This is a genomic window from Rhodanobacter sp. B05 (assembly GCF_002001085.1).
In the GTDB taxonomy this organism is placed as follows: domain Bacteria; phylum Pseudomonadota; class Gammaproteobacteria; order Xanthomonadales; family Rhodanobacteraceae; genus Rhodanobacter.
Genome location: NZ_MUNU01000003.1, coordinates 83,079 through 98,847, shown reverse-complemented (window position 1 = coordinate 98,847; position 15,769 = coordinate 83,079). Strand labels below are relative to the sequence as shown.

Genomic DNA, 15,769 nt, shown 5'->3' with positions numbered 1-15,769 from the left:
TCTGTCGTTGATCGGGGCGGCATTGCTCACCCCGCCACCCTGCTCGAACGCATCAGGAAACGTCTTGCACCTGATACCGCTACCGGCGTTGGCCGACAACTATATCTGGCTGCTGCACGATGACGAAGACAATGCCGTCGTCGTCGACCCAGGCGATGCGCAAGTCGTCGAGCGCGCACTCAGCACGCGGCATTTGCGCCTGCGCGCCGTGCTGCTGACACATCACCATCCCGATCACGTCGCTGGCGCATCCGCGCTGCAACAGCAGCATGCCGTCCCCGTCCATGCGCCGGCGGACGAGCGCATCACCAGTGCCACCAAAAAAGTGGGCGACGGCGACCGGATCGAACTGGCATCGCCAGCCGTGCAGTTCGACGTGCTGGCAATCCCCGGACACACGCTTACCCACGTCGGTTACCTGGGTGCCGGACTGCTGCTGTGTGGCGACACGTTGTTCAGTCTCGGCTGCGGCCGGCTGTTTGAAGGCACGCCGGCAGAAATGCTCTCTTCGCTGGACCGGCTGGCGGCCCTCCCCGCTGCAACCTTGGTCTGCGCCGGCCACGAATACACCGAAGCAAATGGTCGTTTCGCCAGCGAGGTGGAACCAGACAACGCACTGCTGCAGGTGCGCCGCCAGCAAGTCGCCCAGTTGCGCGCAAATCGACTACCCACGCTGCCGGTAACCCTGGAGAGCGAGCTCGCTACCAACCCGTTCCTGCGGGTCGACACCGAAGCGGTCAGCGCCTGGTGTCGGCGACGCGGTGTCAGCGGCGACCGCGTCGCGCGGTTTGCTGCGGTGCGTGCAGCCAAGGATGTATTCAAGGGATGAACAGAACACTGCGACGCGCCTTCCCGCTGACCCTGTCTGCCTTGCTGGCTGCCTGCGCCAGCTTGCCTCCGCAGGGATCGCAAGTGCCAGCCGCGCCGCTCCCCGCATCGACGACGACGGTGCCCGCGGCGGCCGCCACGACCTCCGGGGTGGCGGAGCCCACGCCAGTCCAGGACATCTGGGACAAATTGCGCCGCAGCTTCGCCATGTCCGATTGCAACGCGGACCCGGCGGTGCTGGGCTGGGCCAAACGCTACACGCGTGAGCCGAAACAATTCGAGGGGCAACTGCGATCGGCGCTACCGCGCCTCGCCTTCGTGCAGCAAGTCGCTGCCCAGTACAACGTTGCCGGCGAATTCGTGCTGTTGCCGTGGGTTGAAAGCCACTATCGACCGACTCCCGCACGCAAGCGCAGCCCCGCCGGCATATGGCAAATCATGCCGGTCACCGCTGGCGCCATGGGCTTGCGCGTGGACCGCCACTACGATGCCCGGCTCGACATGCCTGCTGCCGCGCACGCCGTCATGAAGCTGCTGGAGCAATATCACGATCAATTTCACGACTGGCGCGTGGTCGACTACGCCTACAACTCGGGTGAATTCCGCGTGCGCAAGCTCGTTCGGGAGCATGGCCTCCCGGCGGCCGAACCCGTGATCCCCGCATGGCCGGCAAGCAGGATTGCTCGCGAGCATCTGGTCAAACTGCTCGCGATAGCTTGCGTGGTACGCGAACCGGCGCGATTCCAGGTGAGTCTGCCCGTCCCGTCGGAAGCGGAGCATCTGGTACAGACGTCGGTGACCGCTTCCATCCCGATGGCCCAGGCCGCCAGTCAGGCGGGCATGTCGGTGGATGCGTTGAAGCACCTCAACCCGGCATTCAGTGGCGACACGATCGAGGTTGGCATCGCTTCGTACCTGATGCTGCCCGCCAGTCATGCCGAACAATTCCGCCTTGCCTCATACGGAGCGCCGAAGGAGACAGCTCCGACTGGTTCAACGCGAATTGCATCGCTGGACGGCAAAGCTGTCGCACCCCGACACCATCATCAGACCCATGTGGTGAGTCCCGGCGAGAGCCTCTGGCAAATCGCCCGCGAATATTCGACGAAAATCAGCCGCCTGCAACAGCTCAATCACCTGCATGACGACGCGATTCGGCCAGGTCAGGTGCTGCAGCTGGATGATGTCGACTGAGCAAACATCACGGCCAGCCCACCGCCCGTCGAAAAGGATCCCGAGTGGGCGACATGTGCTGACCGGGGCGGCCACAACCCGCCGGCCAGGTTGCCGCCATCGCTGCGGCAACGGTGTGGCGGGACGAACCTGATTACATCAGGCTGTTGTTGATCTTGATCTTGGTCCCGGAGCGGAGCATTTCCAGCAATTCCCGGGTTGCCTCGGAACCATAAGCCTGGGCCATCTGATGGCGCAGCGCCTCACGCTGATCCGGCGTCACCTTGGACAGGTCGCCACTCTGCACCTTGTCCACTGCCAGCAACGCAAATCCGCCGTCGCCCATGTCGACCGCGGCGAATTCCGGCTTGCCTGCCGCAACCGGGTGCGGCAGCAGGAATGCCTCCTTCAACAGTGGAGGCGGTACCTGCAGCGACTGTTCGCGCACGGCGTCCGGCACGCTGACGACCGAAGCGCCAAGCGCCTTGGCAACCGCCGGCATCGCCTCGCCCTTGCGCAAACGCGCCAGCACGTCATCCGCCTGTTTTTTGGCCGCCTCCGCCACGCGTGCTTCGAGAATGCTGTCCTTGATCTTGGCCTGGACTTCCGACAGGGGCTTGACCGCGGCGGCCACGTGCTTCTCGACATGGATCACCACCGAGTGGTCGTTGCCGAGATCGACCAAGCCGGAGTTGTTGCCCTGAACCAGAACGTCGTCGCTGAAAGCGGCGGCGACAAGCTTGGGATTGGCGGTCAGGCCCTGGCCATCCGTGCGCGAAAACAGCGGCGTGGTCTTGATCGGCAGGCCCAGCGCCGCCGAGGCCGGTTCCAGCGAGCTCGGGTTCGAATAGGTATTGTCGGCCATCTTCCCGGCCAGGTCGTTGTACTGGCGATCGCGCTGGGCCGTGGTCGCCTCCTTGATCAGCTGATCGCGCACCTCGGCGAACGGCCTGGACTCACCGCTGCGGACATCACGCAGCCAGATGATGTGATAGCCGTCGGAAGACAATACCGGCTTGGAAATCTGGCCCTTCTGCAGCGAGAACATCGCCGAATCGAACGCGGCATTGGTCACGCCCTTTTCCAGCCAGCCCAGATCACCGCCCTGGCGTTTCGAACCCAGATCCTGCGAATCCTTCTCGGCCAGCTTGGCGAAATCGGCCGGGGTGGCCTCGGCCGCGATCTTGTCCGCCTGGGCCAGCGCGGCCTTCTGCTGCTCCGGCGTGGCATTGGCCGGCACGTTGATCAGGATGTGCGAAACCAGCCGCTGTTCCGGTTGCACGAAGCGCTGCTTCTCATCCTCGTATCGCTTTTTCAACTCCTCGTCGCTGGGCACGGACTCGGGCTTGAGTGTGGCACCGTCAACCTCGATGTACTGCACCGAGACCTGCTCGGGGTTCATGTACTCGGCCTGGTGGGATTTGTACCAGGACTGGATCTGGGCGTCGGTAACCTGCGTGTCGGCTGCATCAGGCTTGGGCAACAGGAAGTAGCGAAGGTCGCGGCGCTGGGTGAGCAAATTCAGGAAACCGTCGACCCGCGCATCGCCGACAATGGTGCTGTCGGTAATCGCGGACGGCAGCAACTGGCCTGCCAGCGACGAACGCATCTGGTCCTCGAACATGTCTGCCGTCTTGCCACTGCTGGCGAGCCATGCGCGATAGCTGGTGGGGTCGAATTGCCCGTTCACCTGGAAGGCCGGAATACCGGCAATCGTGTCGCGCAATGCCTGGTCCGACACGCGCAGCCCCCAGTCTGCATTGGCCTGCAGCAGCAACTGCTCGTCGATCATGGCGTCGAGCACGCGCAGCTTGGTCTCGGGCTTTTCGAAGATCGTGGGATCGAAATGCTCGCCCTGCTGCGCACTGGCCTGCTGGCGCAGCTGGTTGATGCGATCCTGGAAGGCGTTCTGGCTGATCTCGCGCTTGCCCACTTTCGCCACGAACGTATCGCTGTGCGAAGTGAAGTAGCTCTCCATGCCGAACAGCGACATCGCCAGAACGGCGAGGCCGAGCACGATGATGGAAGGCCATCCGTGCATCTTGTTACGCATTGCCTGCAGCATTGCCTACTTCCCGCAACGTGGTTGAAAGCGCGCAAGGCGCTGGGCGCCTCACCGGTGTGCGTCGGGCTGCCAGCAGCACACCCCGAACGCGCTTGACTCAAACGACAAGGGCGCCACACGGGCGCCCTTGCGAAATGTGGCGGAGTGGACGGGACTCGAACCCGCGACCTCCGGCGTGACAGGCCAGCATTCTAACCAACTGAACTACCACTCCGCACTATCTGGTGGGTGCTGTAGGGATCGAACCTACGACCACCGCCTTGTAAGGGCGACGCTCTACCGCTGAGCTAAGCACCCCAAAACCAAGCGCAAGCCGCTTAGTTTAGGGCATCCTTTAGGCTCTTGCCAGCCTTGAACGCGGGCACTTTCGAGGCCTTGATCTTGATCGTTTCGTTGGTGCGCGGGTTGCGGCCGGTACGCGCAGCGCGCTTGCGGACCGTGAACGTACCGAAGCCCACCACCGAGACATCCTCACCCTTCTTCAACGACTTCTGCACGGCCTCCAGATAGGCTTCCAGTGCGCGGCCCGCGTCAGCCTTGGTCAGCTCGGCCTTTTCGGCGATGGCATTGATCAGATCGGTTTTGTTCATTGAAAAACTCCCTTGTTCGGATGTCGCCAGCGTGACCCATCTCGAGGACAGGCATCGCCGACATGGATGGTTGGCTGTTGCCAGGGCCGTAACGCAACCCCGCATCGCTGCACTGTCAGGCAACACAGGGGCTGCGGTAACGCCTTTATACCAGTGCCTTGCCGCAATCCGCAACACAAGACACAGCAACGTTTCCGTCAATTCGCCCCCGCGCAAAACCGCTTGCAAAACGGATGCGGGAGGACTAGACCGCATCTTCTTCGACCGACGGCGAAAAAAGCGAAACACGACCCAACCACGCCAAGCGGATCGACGTGATCGGATCGGATCGACTGCATCGGATCAATGGGTCAGGGGGTGACCCTCGGCCGCCTCACTCGAGACGGCAGCAGGAGGTGTTTCGCTGGCGGGCTTGGGCTGCAATGGGCGCTCCAGGGCGATGTCGAGAACCTCATCGATCCAGCGCACCGGATGGATCTCCAGCGACGAGGTGATATTGGCCGGCATGTCGGCAAGGTCCTTCTTGTTGTCTTCCGGAATGATCACCGTGGTGATGCCGCCACGATGTGCCGCCAGCAGCTTTTCCTTCAGACCGCCGATCGGCAGCACGCGGCCACGCAGAGTGATCTCCCCGGTCATCGCCACTTCGGAACGCACCGGCACCTTGGTCAATACCGACACCAGCGCCGTGCACATGGCGATGCCTGCGCTGGGACCGTCCTTCGGCGTGGCGCCCTCGGGCACATGGATGTGCACATCCAGCTTCTGGTGGAATTCCGGGTCGATGCCCAGTCGGTCGGCGCGCGCGCGCACCACCGAGAGCGCGGCCTGGATCGACTCCTTCATGACGTCGCCCAATTGCCCGGTGTGCACCAACCGGCCCTTGCCCGCGACGACCGAGCCCTCGATGCTGAGCAGCTCGCCGCCCACCTGGGTCCAGGCCAGCCCGGTGACCAGGCCGACTTCGTTCTGCAACTCCTTGCGACCGAAATCGAAACGACGCACGCCCAGGTAATGGTCGAGGTTGGCCGATTCCACCTTGGCCCTGTCCGGCGCGGACTTGCCCTTGCTCCGGGAAACCTTCGCGGGAGATGCCTTGGTCCTGGCTTTCTTCACCTGACCCAGGGTCAGCTCCTTGACCACCTTGCGGCAAATCTTGGAAATTTCGCGTTCCAGGTTGCGCACGCCCGACTCGCGCGTGTAGTACCGCACGATGTCACGCAAGGCATCTTCGGAGACACCGAGTTCCTCCACCTTCAGGCCGTTCGCCTTGAGCTGCTTTGGCACCAGATACTTCTGGGCGATGCCGAGCTTTTCGTCCTCGGTATAGCCGGGGATGCGGATGACTTCCATGCGATCCAGCAACGGACCTGGAATATTCAACGAGTTCGCGGTGGCTATCCACATCACCTCGGACAGGTCGAGATCGACCTCCAGATAGTGGTCGTTGAACGCGTGGTTCTGCTCCGGGTCGAGCACTTCGAGCAGCGCCGACGAGGGGTCACCGCGAAAATCCATCGACATCTTGTCGATCTCGTCGAGCACGAACAGCGGATTCTTGGCACCCGCCTTGTTGATGTTCTGCACGATGCGGCCCGGCATCGAGCCGATATAGGTACGCCGATGGCCACGGATTTCGGCCTCGTCGCGCACACCGCCCAGGCTCATGCGCACAAATTTGCGATTGGTCGCCTTCGCAATCGACTGCCCGAGCGAAGTCTTGCCCACACCGGGTGGCCCGACCAGACACAGAATCGGACCCTTCATGACGGACACGCGCTGCTGCACCGCGAGGTATTCGAGGATGCGATCCTTGACCTTCTCCAGGCCAAAATGGTCGGCGTCGAGCACTTCCTGTGCCATTTGCAGATCCTTGCGTACCTTGCTGCGTTTCTTCCACGGGACGCCAACCAGCCAGTCGAGGTAGTTGCGCACCACCGTGGCCTCGGCCGACATCGGCGACATCTGCTTGAGCTTGTTGAACTCCTGACGCGCCTTGCCGAGCACCGCCTTGGGCATGCCTGCAGCCTCGATCTTCTTCTGCAGTTCCTCGACTTCGTTCGGGCCGTCCTCGTTGTCGCCCAGTTCCTTCTGGATCGCCTTCATCTGCTCGTTGAGGTAGTACTCGCGCTGGCTCTTTTCCATCTGCGACTTGACCCGACCGCGGATGCGCTTCTCCACCTGCTGCAGGTCCATCTCGCCATCGACCAACCCGATCAACAGTTCCAGCCGCTTGCCGACGTCGGCCGTCTCGAGCACTTTCTGCTTGTCGGCCATGCGAACCGAAAGATGCGCCGCGATGGAATCGGCGACACGCGAGGGATCATCGATGCCCGACAGGCTGGCCAGCACCTCCGGCGGCAACTTGCGGCTCTGTTTGACCAGTTGCTCGAACAACGAAATCAGGGTGCGGGAAACGACGTCCAGCTCACGCTCCTTCGCGTTGTAGGCCGGCTCGATCAGACGGGAGCGCGCCATCAGCATGCCGTCGGAATCCTGGAAGTCCTCGACCGCCACGCGGGATTGCCCCTCGACCAGCACCTTGACTGTGCCATCGGGCAGTTTCAGCAGTTGCAGGACGCCAGCCAGGGTACCTACCTGATGCAGGTCGGAAATCTCCGGATCATCGATATCCGGGCTCTTCTGGGCCACCAGCAGGATCTGCCGTTCACCCTCCATCGCCCGTTCCAGCGCACGCATCGACTTGTCGCGGCCGACAAACAGCGGAATGACCATGTGCGGATAGACCACCACATCGCGCAAGGGCAATACCGGCAGAGCATCCAGCGCAACGGGAAGGGGGGCTTGCTTGGCCATGAAAAAGCGATTCCTCGGATTCTGATAGGGGTTCGTCCCGACACTGCGCCGGGCCCGTCTAGACGTCAAGTGGAGGCGAATGGCGGCTGCTCAAGGTGCGGGGCGTCCCGAAAAACGACGCGGCCCCGGTGATGCCACCGGAGCCGCGCGGGTTTCAGGCGTGAAGATGGGTCAGGCAGCGGCGTCGCCACCATCGCCCGCGACACGCTGCTGCAGGTTGCCTCGATAGATCAGATAAGGCTCGGCTTGCCCATCGATCACCGCGTCGTCCACCACCACCTTGCTGACATGCTCCAGCGAAGGCAGCTCGTACATGGTATCGAGCAACACCTGCTCCAGGATCGTGCGCAGGCCGCGCGCGCCGGTCTTGCGCTTCAGCGCCTTCTTGGCAATCGCCTGCAAGGCTTCGGGGCGGAACTCGAGTTCCACTTCCTCCATCTCGAACAGCTTCTTGAACTGCTTGGTGACTGCATTCTTCGGCTCGGTGAGGATCTTCACCAGTGCCGCCTCATCCAGCTCGTCCAATGTGGCCACCACCGGCAAGCGCCCAACGAATTCGGGAATCAGGCCGAAGCGCACCAGATCGGCGGGCTCCACGTCGGCCAGCACCTTGCCCAGATTCTCGGTGCGCTCCTTGCTGCGCACTTCGGCCGAGAAGCCGATGCTGGTGTTCTCCGAGCGCTGCTGGATGACTTTTTCCAGGCCGGCAAACGCACCGCCGCAGATGAACAGGATGTTCTTGGTATCGACCTGCAGGAACTCCTGCTGCGGATGCTTGCGCCCGCCCTGCGGCGGCACCGAAGCCAGGGTGCCTTCGATCAGCTTCAGCAGTGCCTGCTGCACGCCTTCGCCCGACACGTCGCGGGTGATCGACGGGTTCTCGCTCTTGCGCGAGATCTTGTCGATTTCGTCGATGTAGACGATGCCCGACTGCGCCTTGTCGACGTCGTAGTCGCACTTCTGCAGCAGCTTCTGGATGATGTTCTCGACATCCTCGCCCACATAGCCCGCTTCGGTGAGCGTGGTGGCATCGGCGATGGTGAACGGCACGTTGAGCAGGCGCGCCAGCGTTTCGGCCAGCAGCGTCTTGCCCGAACCGGTCGGACCGATCAGCAGGATGTTGGATTTGCCCAGCTCGATGTCGTCGCTCTTCTGGCGCGACTCGATCCGCTTGTAGTGGTTGTACACCGCCACGGCCAACGCCTTCTTGGCGCGGGTCTGACCCACCACGTACTGATCCAGCGATTCGCGGATCTCCTTGGGTTTGGGCAGTTGGGTACGGCCGGAAGCGGCTTTCTCTTCCAGTTCCTCACGGATGATGTCGTTGCACAGCTCCACGCATTCGTCGCAGATGAACACGGACGGACCCGCAATCAGCTTGCGCACCTCGTGCTGACTCTTGCCACAGAACGAGCAATAGAGAATCTTGCCGCTGTCGCTGGAACGCCCCTGCCGGTCGTCGCTCATACTTTCGATCCCGCTGGTAAATCTGGATGCGCCGCGAGAATAACACAGGGCTCCGCGTCTGCACCCAGACGCAGAGCCCGCTTCACGGCTCGTGGGTAGAACGTGGAAATCAGGCCGATTTGACCGTTTCGCCGGCGCGCTTGTCGAGCACCTCGTCGATCAGGCCGTAAGCCTTTGCGTCCACCGGGCTCATGAAGCGGTCGCGCTCCATGTCCAGCTCGATCTTCTCCAGCGGCTGGCCGGTGTGCTGGACATACAACTTGTTCAAACGCTCACGGATGTACAGGATCTCGCGCGCCTGAATCTCGATATCGGTCGCCTGACCCTGCGCCCCGCCCGACGGCTGGTGGATCATGATGCGCGAGTTGGGCAACGCGAACCGCTTGCCCTTGGCCCCGGCCATCAGCAGGAACGAGCCCATGCTGCAGGCCTGGCCGATGCACATGGTGCTGACGTTCGGCTTGATGAACTGCATGGTGTCGTAGATCGCCAGCCCGGCGGTGACCGCCCCACCGGGACTGTTGATGTAGAAATTGATGTCCTTGTCCGGATTCTCCGACTCCAGGAACAACATCTGCGCCACGATCAGGTTGGCGACCTGGTCATTGACCTCGCCCACCAGAAAGATCACCCGTTCCTTCAACAGGCGCGAGTAGATGTCGTAGGAGCGCTCACCGCGGGCAGTCTGCTCGACGACCATCGGTACCAGGTTGAGATTCGTGATGGGATCCATGGTCATGCTCGCGGCGTTTGAGTGGATGGACCTGACGATACTCGCTCAGGTGTTGGCCGGGCGCATCACATCGTCGAAACTCAGATCGTGCCGGGTGGTCCTGGCATGCTCGGCCACCCACTCGGCTACCTGATCTTCCATCACGCGATTCTGCAGCCCGGACATCAACTGGGGGTCGCCGTTGTAGAGTTCAATGACCTGTTCAGGCTCCTCGTAGGTCGAGGCAATCGCGGCCAGTTGCTCGGCGATACGCTTGCGATCGATCTTGAGCTCCTGCTTGCGCGCAACCTCACCCATCAGCAGGCCCGCGATCACGCGCTTGCGGGCCATCGGCATGGCAGCGTCGATCAACTGCGGTGGAGGCTGCTGGCCCTGCGGGACGCTGCCTGCCGCTAGCGTGCGCGCCTCGGCCTGCACCATCATCTTCGGAACGTCCAGTTCACCGTGCGCATCGGCGAGTTTTTCCGCCACCTCGGACTTCAGACGCGCCATCAAGGCAGCCTTCAGCTCGCGCTCCAGGTTCGCACGGACTTCCTTGCGGAATGTCTCCAGGTCGCCGTCCTCGATACCGAACAGCTTGGCAAACTCACCATCGATCTCGGGCAGTTTCGGTTCCTGCACCTTGATCACGTGGAAATTGACCTCGGCGGTCTTGCCTGCCAGTTGCTCATTGCGGAAATCTTGCGGAAACGCGATCTCTGCATCGAACTTGTCGCCAGCCTGGTGGCCGGTCAGGGCCTCGTCCAGCGCGGCGAACAAGGTGCCCGAACCCAGCACGCTGCCGGCGCGCTCCTGACCCTCGGCCGGGAAGCGATAGTCACCCGTCACGGCAGCGTACTCGAACATCACGAAATCGCCTTCGGCCGAGGCGCGCTCCACCTCCTCGAAACTGCGCCGCTGCAGACGCAGCGTTTCCAGCATCCGGTCGATGTCGGCGTCGGTGACTTCCGCCGTCGCGCGATGGATTTCCAGCGTGGAGACGTCGATCTCCGGGAACGCCGGCATGATCTCGAACGTCGCGGTATAGGCGATCTCGCCGTTCTCGGGCCTGCCGGTGGTATTGATCGCCGGGTTCGCGATCGGCTGCAGCTTTTCCTGTTCCACGGCCTCGCGCAGTGTGCTGCCGATCAGGTCGGACAACACTTCGCCGCGCACCTGCTCGCCGAAGCGCTGCTTGATCACCGTCGCCGGCACCTTGCCTGGCCGAAAACCCTTCAAACGAACCGTGCGGCCCATTTCCGCGATCCGCGCACTGACCTGCGTCTCGAACCGCTCCGCGGGAAACTTCACCGTGAGCTTGCGCTCCAGCGAACCGACATTCTCAACCGAAACCTGCATGACGTCTCCTGGTACTGCTTGATGTTGTGGCCCTGCCACAGGCGCCATGGCGGCCATGCCGCCTGAAAAAAAACAAGAAAACCACCGGGGCATGGTGCGAAAGGGGGGACTCGAACCCCCACGGGGTTAACCGCCAGAACCTAAATCTGGTGCGTCTACCAATTCCGCCACTCTCGCCTTGCCATTCTTGTCAAACGCACGTAACTACAGGGCATTGAAGCCAATTTCCGATCCGCCAGGCGAAAGCGGAAAGCCGCACCAAGCCCCTTCAGCCACATCCGCCTAAGTCGATGATTCCCTTATGCGAAAGCGAGCCATTTTACGGTTGCACCACCTTGCAGCACAAGCGCGCCGAAAGGTGAGGTTCCGCGTGTTCCAGCAGCAGCGAACTGCCTGGCACAACCCGATCCACCACCTGCCCTGTGTGCCATCGGCTTTCAACGCGTAAAGCAAAACGCCGATCGCAAGCGACCGGCGTTTTGCCTTGTATGGTGGGCCGTGAAGGATTCGAACCTTCGACCAATTGATTAAGAGTCAACTGCTCTACCAACTGAGCTAACGGCCCATTGACTGGGATGTACCCGGAAACCGGGGTGAAACTGGGGTGGATGATGGGATTCGAACCCACGACAACCGGAATCACAATCCGGGACTCTAACCAGCTGAGCTACATCCACCATCGTTTGATACTGGCGCGCCCGACAGGATTCGAACCTGCAACCCTCGGCTTAGAAGGCCGATGCTCTATCCGGTTGAGCTACAAGCGCAGTCATCACCAGTAGAACATGTTGCTGGTCGGGGCAGAGGGATTCGAACCCCCGACTTTTGCGTCCCAAACGCAACGCTCTACCAGACTGAGCTATACCCCGCTTTCCGAATCCTCGATCGCGTTCGCCACCGAAGCCTTGAAATGTTACGGGTGACGCCTTGCTCAGTCAATCCGTATGAAGCACACCATGTCGTCTGAACCCATCGTCCTCACCGCGACAAAGCACTCGCCGCGATGAAAACAAAACGGGGTGCAAGCACCCCGCCTCGCCGAATAAAAATGGTGCGCCCGGAGAGATTCGAACTCCCGACCACCTAGTTCGTAGCCAGGTACTCTATCCAACTGAGCTACGGGCGCACTGAAAAACCTTCGCCCCATGCGTTAGATGCCTTGGCATCGAAGCACTGAAGCAAGGAGCGGAATTATTCAGGCTCCGCGCGCATGCGTCAACCTTTTTCTTGAAATTTCTTCGTCGAAACGCGCGATGTCGCCCGGACAAGACCGGCCTCCGTCTGACCCCGACGCGGGAAGGGCGGCCAATGGCCGCCCTTCCCGTCATGCCGAACCTTCTGCTCCACGGCCTGGTATGGCCGTCCAAATCCGTCAGTCGCCCAAACCGGCCCGACTCTGCGCTGCCGGATCACCGACCTTGCCCAACGGCGCCCCTGCACCGCCTTTCGGCGGCGGCGGCGGTACCGAGCCGGTCGATGCATTCTTCGTCCAGTCCGCCGGCGGCCCGGGTTCACGCCCCGCCATGATGTCTTCGATCTGGTGCGCGTCGATGGTTTCGTATTGCAGCAACGCGTCGGCCATCGCATGCAGCTTGTCGAGGTTTGCGGTCAGCAATTCCCTGCTGCGCGCATAGGCGCGATCAAGGATGCCGCGTACCACTTCATCGATCTTGCTGGCAGTCTCGTTCGAAATGCTCTTGTGCTGGGTTACCGAACGACCGAGGAACACCTCGTCCTCATCCTCGCCGTAGGTGATCGGACCGAGTTCGTCGGACAGACCCCATTTGGTGGCCATGTTGCGCGCCATCTTGGTCGCCCGCTCGATATCGTTGGACGCGCCGGTGGTGACCTTGTCGGCACCAAAGATCAGCTCCTCGGCCACCCGGCCGCCATACAACGAGCACAGCTGCGACTGGATCGCCACGCGATTGATGCTGTACTTGTCACCCTCCGGCAGATACATCGTCACACCCAGCGCGCGCCCGCGCGGGATGATCGTCACCTTGTAGACCGGATCATGCTCGGGCATCAGCCGCCCAACGATGGCATGGCCAGCCTCGTGATAGGCGGTGAGCTTCTTCTCGTCCTCGCTCATCGCCATCGAGCGACGTTCGGTGCCCATCAGGATCTTGTCGCGTGCCTTGTCCAGATGAGCCATGCGCACTTCGCGGGCATTTTCGCGCGCAGCAAACAACGCCGCCTCGTTGACCAAGTTGGCCAGGTCGGCGCCGGAGAATCCCGGCGTGCCACGCGCGATCGTCATCGCGTTGACGTCGCTGGCAACCGGCACCTTGCGCATGTGCACCTTGAGGATCTGCTCGCGGCCGCGCACATCAGGCAAGCCCACCACGACCTGACGGTCGAAGCGGCCCGGCCGGAGCAGCGCAGGATCCAGCACGTCGGGACGGTTCGTCGCAGCAATCACGATGATGCCCTCGGTGCCTTCGAAGCCGTCCATCTCGACCAGCAGCTGGTTCAGCGTCTGCTCGCGCTCGTCGTGACCGCCGCCGAGGCCGGCGCCGCGATGGCGGCCGACCGCGTCGATTTCGTCGATGAAGATGATGCACGGGGCATGCTTCTTGGCCTGCTCGAACATGTCGCGCACGCGACTGGCGCCGACGCCGACGAACATTTCGACAAAGTCGGAACCGGAGATCGCGAAGAACGGCACCTTCGCCTCACCGGCAATCGCCTTGGCCAGCAGGGTCTTGCCGGTGCCGGGCGGCCCGACCATCAGCACGCCGCGCGGAATCTTGCCGCCGAGCTTCTGGAACCGGCCAGGGTCGCGCAGGAACTCAACCAGCTCGCCGACCTCCTCCTTCGCTTCGTCACAACCGGCGACGTCGCTGAAATTGACCTTGATCTGATCCTCGCCCTGCAGCTTGGCGCGCGAACGGCCGAAACTCATCGCGCCACGGCCGCCACCGCCGGACTGCATCTGCCGCATGAACCAGATGAACACGCCCACGATCAGCAGCACCGGCAGCCAGCTCACCAGCAGCCCGATCAGCGAGAAGCCCTCGGAAGGATCCTGGCGCACCTCCACGTTCTTGTCCTGCATCTGCTTGACCACCGCATTGGTGGAGAAGCCCAGCATTGGCGCGACCGTGCGGAACGCGCTGCCGTCCTTCAGCTTGCCGCTGATCGTGGCGGGCTGGTCGGCGCTGATGGTGGCGCTCGAGACATTGCCGCTTTCCACGTTCTGCACGAACGCGCTGTAGGCCAGGTCGGAGGAACGCCCGCCGCGCGGATTGAAGCTCTCGAACACGGTGAACAGGACCACCGCGATGATCACCCAGAGCAACACATTTTTCGCTGTTTCATTCATGCACGGTTCTCGCCGGTGGCACCGCGGTGGGCTTGCGCCCGGTCGCCAGTGCATACACCTCGCGCGAACGGGCACGCGAGGCCTTGGGTTTACGCATGGTCACGCGACTGAAGTCTGCGCGCAAGCTGCGCAAATAATCGTCAAAGCCGACTCCCTGGAACAGCTTGATCAGAAAGGAGCCGCCTGGCTTGAGCCACTGTCGACTGAAATCCAGCGCCAGCTCGGCCAGAGCCATCGCCCGGATCTGGTCGGCCAACGCCACACCACTCATATTGGGGGCCAGATCGCACAGTACAAGATCCAGCTGATGCCCCTCCAGCCGGGCCTCCAGTTCGCGCAATACCGACTCCTCACGGAAATCGCCCTGCAGGAAATCCACGCCGGCGATGCTCTGCATCGGCAGGATATCCAGCGCGAACACCTTGCCGCTGTCGCCGAGCCGGTTGCGCACCAGTTGCGACCAGCTGCCCGGCGCCGCGCCGAGGTCCACCACGTTGATGCCCGGCTTCAGCAGCCGGTCGCGCTCGATCAGTTCCTCCAGCTTGTATACCGCACGCGAACGCAAGCCCTCGGCCTGGGCTTTCTTCACATATTCGTCGTTGAAATGTTCGCGCAGCCAGACTGCGCTGCTCTTGCTGCGGGCCATGTGGTGGGAGGCATATCGAAGGGATGGGCAGCCCCATGATACCCTGTGCAGTCAATTGACCGTGAATCGGGCCCCGCCACATGTCCCTTACTTCCTCGCAGATCCGCTACCTGCGCAGCCTCGCCCATGACCTGAGTCCGGTGGTGCTGCTGGGCAACAAGGGCGCTACCGAAGCGGTGGTGAAGGAACTTGGCCAGGCGCTGGAGATCCACGAGCTGGTGAAAGTGAAACTCTCCGGCGGCGACAAGGACGAGCGGCAGGCGCAGATCGACACACTCACTGCCGGGACGCAGGCGGAGCAGATCCACCAGATCGGCCATGTCGTGGTGTTGTTCAGGCGCAACACCGACGAGCCCAAGATCGCCCTGCCCCGCTAGGACGCCCGGATGGACCTGTCGCTCGATCGCCCCGAAGGCTACCTGTTCGTGCGCCGCGTCGATGCGCACGGCATCACCCTGGCTGACCGCGTGCTCGACAGCAGTTTCCTGCTCACCGCCGCGCAAGTCATCGAACACTGGCCCGTCGCGGCGGCGACCAGCCTGGACGCAAGCCATGTCGAGGCCCTGCTCGCCCTGCAGCCGGAAGTGGTGATTTTGGGAACCGGGCCGCGGCAGGTTTTTCCCGCAGCCGCTTTCATGGCCGGCTTCCTGCGCCAGGGGGTCGGGATCGAGGTCATGGACAATGCCGCCGCCGCGCGCACCTACAACCTGCTGGCAGGTGAAGGCCGACGCGTGGTTGCCGGATTCATCCTGCCGTCGGCCTGACCGCCGCCAGCGCAAACAGC

12 protein-coding genes and 8 tRNA genes are annotated in these 15,769 nt (G+C 62.5%); 4 read left to right on the top strand and 16 right to left on the bottom strand.

Annotated features, from left to right (window positions below):
• The first annotated feature begins 64 nt into the window (after nt 1-64).
• Nucleotides 65-829, top strand: a complete 765-nt coding sequence (gene gloB, locus B0E47_RS00565) for a hydroxyacylglutathione hydrolase (protein ID WP_077511413.1) — start codon at nt 65-67, stop codon at nt 827-829.
• Entirely contained in the window at nt 826-2,022 is a 1,197-nt protein-coding gene (locus tag B0E47_RS00555; protein WP_343124524.1) for a LysM peptidoglycan-binding domain-containing protein, read from the top strand. Before gloB ends, B0E47_RS00555 begins: the two co-directional genes overlap by 4 nt.
• Before the next feature lie 133 nt (nt 2,023-2,155).
• On the opposite strand, the gene B0E47_RS00550 is transcribed toward B0E47_RS00555, so the two are convergent.
• From B0E47_RS00550 to rlmE, 16 genes are all read right to left on the bottom strand, one after another.
• Nucleotides 2,156-4,066, bottom strand: coding sequence for a SurA N-terminal domain-containing protein (locus B0E47_RS00550; RefSeq protein WP_077511407.1), 1,911 nt, complete (start codon nt 4,064-4,066; stop codon nt 2,156-2,158).
• 137 nt (nt 4,067-4,203) lie between these two features.
• A tRNA-Asp gene (locus B0E47_RS00545) sits at nt 4,204-4,280 on the bottom strand.
• Nucleotides 4,281-4,288: 8 nt separating this feature from the next.
• Nucleotides 4,289-4,363: transfer RNA gene (locus B0E47_RS00540), tRNA-Val, on the bottom strand.
• A 20-nt stretch (nt 4,364-4,383) separates the two neighbouring features.
• Nucleotides 4,384-4,656, bottom strand: a complete 273-nt coding sequence (locus B0E47_RS00535; RefSeq protein ID WP_077511405.1) for an HU family DNA-binding protein — start codon at nt 4,654-4,656, stop codon at nt 4,384-4,386.
• A gap of 342 nt (nt 4,657-4,998) precedes the next feature.
• The gene (gene lon, locus B0E47_RS00530) at nt 4,999-7,473 is read right to left on the bottom strand and encodes an endopeptidase La (RefSeq protein ID WP_077511403.1); all 2,475 of its coding nucleotides are present in this window, start codon (nt 7,471-7,473) and stop codon (nt 4,999-5,001) included.
• Nucleotides 7,474-7,644: 171 nt separating this feature from the next.
• A complete protein-coding gene (gene clpX, locus B0E47_RS00525) occupies nt 7,645-8,940 on the bottom strand; it encodes an ATP-dependent Clp protease ATP-binding subunit ClpX (RefSeq protein WP_077511401.1) in 1,296 nt (431 codons plus the stop codon).
• Between the two features lie 109 nt (nt 8,941-9,049).
• Nucleotides 9,050-9,673 carry an ATP-dependent Clp endopeptidase proteolytic subunit ClpP gene (gene clpP / locus B0E47_RS00520; protein WP_217318871.1) on the bottom strand — a complete coding sequence of 208 codons (624 nt, stop codon included), beginning with the start codon at nt 9,671-9,673 and terminating at the stop codon, nt 9,050-9,052.
• A 45-nt stretch (nt 9,674-9,718) separates the two neighbouring features.
• Entirely contained in the window at nt 9,719-11,011 is a 1,293-nt protein-coding gene (tig, locus tag B0E47_RS00515) for a trigger factor (RefSeq protein WP_077511397.1), read from the bottom strand.
• A 92-nt stretch (nt 11,012-11,103) separates the two neighbouring features.
• Nucleotides 11,104-11,188: transfer RNA gene (locus B0E47_RS00510), tRNA-Leu, on the bottom strand.
• Nucleotides 11,189-11,500: 312 nt separating this feature from the next.
• Nucleotides 11,501-11,576: transfer RNA gene (locus B0E47_RS00505), tRNA-Lys, on the bottom strand.
• A 35-nt stretch (nt 11,577-11,611) separates the two neighbouring features.
• Nucleotides 11,612-11,688 (bottom strand) — tRNA-His (locus B0E47_RS00500).
• 13 nt (nt 11,689-11,701) lie between these two features.
• A tRNA-Arg gene (locus B0E47_RS00495) sits at nt 11,702-11,778 on the bottom strand.
• 25 nt (nt 11,779-11,803) lie between these two features.
• Nucleotides 11,804-11,880 (bottom strand) — tRNA-Pro (locus B0E47_RS00490).
• A gap of 180 nt (nt 11,881-12,060) precedes the next feature.
• A tRNA-Arg gene (locus B0E47_RS00485) sits at nt 12,061-12,137 on the bottom strand.
• 246 nt (nt 12,138-12,383) lie between these two features.
• Nucleotides 12,384-14,339, bottom strand: a complete 1,956-nt coding sequence (gene ftsH, locus B0E47_RS00480; protein WP_174566931.1) for an ATP-dependent zinc metalloprotease FtsH — start codon at nt 14,337-14,339, stop codon at nt 12,384-12,386.
• A complete protein-coding gene (gene rlmE, locus B0E47_RS00475) occupies nt 14,332-14,985 on the bottom strand; it encodes a 23S rRNA (uridine(2552)-2'-O)-methyltransferase RlmE (RefSeq protein WP_077511393.1) in 654 nt (217 codons plus the stop codon). The genes ftsH and rlmE overlap by 8 nt, the downstream gene beginning before the upstream one ends.
• A gap of 80 nt (nt 14,986-15,065) precedes the next feature.
• Between rlmE and yhbY the strand changes: the two genes are divergently transcribed.
• Together yhbY and B0E47_RS00465 are read left to right on the top strand one after the other, a co-directional pair.
• On the top strand, nt 15,066-15,362 hold the full coding sequence (gene yhbY, locus B0E47_RS00470; RefSeq protein WP_077511391.1) for a ribosome assembly RNA-binding protein YhbY: 297 nt from the start codon (nt 15,066-15,068) through the stop codon (nt 15,360-15,362).
• A gap of 9 nt (nt 15,363-15,371) precedes the next feature.
• Complete coding sequence (locus B0E47_RS00465) at nt 15,372-15,749, top strand: Mth938-like domain-containing protein (RefSeq protein WP_077511389.1); 378 nt, start codon at nt 15,372-15,374, stop codon at nt 15,747-15,749.
• The last annotated feature ends 20 nt before the right edge of the window (nt 15,750-15,769 follow it).

Coding starts and splice junctions, on each gene's coding strand:
- B0E47_RS00555 (WP_343124524.1), top strand. CDS start 826: ATGAACAGAACACTGCGACGCGCCTTCCCGCTGACCCTGTCTGCCTTG.
- B0E47_RS00550 (WP_077511407.1), bottom strand. CDS start 4,066: ATGCTGCAGGCAATGCGTAACAAGATGCACGGATGGCCTTCCATCATC.
- B0E47_RS00535 (WP_077511405.1), bottom strand. CDS start 4,656: ATGAACAAAACCGATCTGATCAATGCCATCGCCGAAAAGGCCGAGCTG.
- lon (WP_077511403.1), bottom strand. CDS start 7,473: ATGGCCAAGCAAGCCCCCCTTCCCGTTGCGCTGGATGCTCTGCCGGTA.
- clpX (WP_077511401.1), bottom strand. CDS start 8,940: ATGAGCGACGACCGGCAGGGGCGTTCCAGCGACAGCGGCAAGATTCTC.
- clpP (WP_217318871.1), bottom strand. CDS start 9,673: ATGGATCCCATCACGAATCTCAACCTGGTACCGATGGTCGTCGAGCAG.
- tig (WP_077511397.1), bottom strand. CDS start 11,011: ATGCAGGTTTCGGTTGAGAATGTCGGTTCGCTGGAGCGCAAGCTCACG.
- ftsH (WP_174566931.1), bottom strand. CDS start 14,339: ATGAATGAAACAGCGAAAAATGTGTTGCTCTGGGTGATCATCGCGGTG.
- rlmE (WP_077511393.1), bottom strand. CDS start 14,985: ATGGCCCGCAGCAAGAGCAGCGCAGTCTGGCTGCGCGAACATTTCAAC.
- yhbY (WP_077511391.1), top strand. CDS start 15,066: ATGTCCCTTACTTCCTCGCAGATCCGCTACCTGCGCAGCCTCGCCCAT.
- B0E47_RS00465 (WP_077511389.1), top strand. CDS start 15,372: ATGGACCTGTCGCTCGATCGCCCCGAAGGCTACCTGTTCGTGCGCCGC.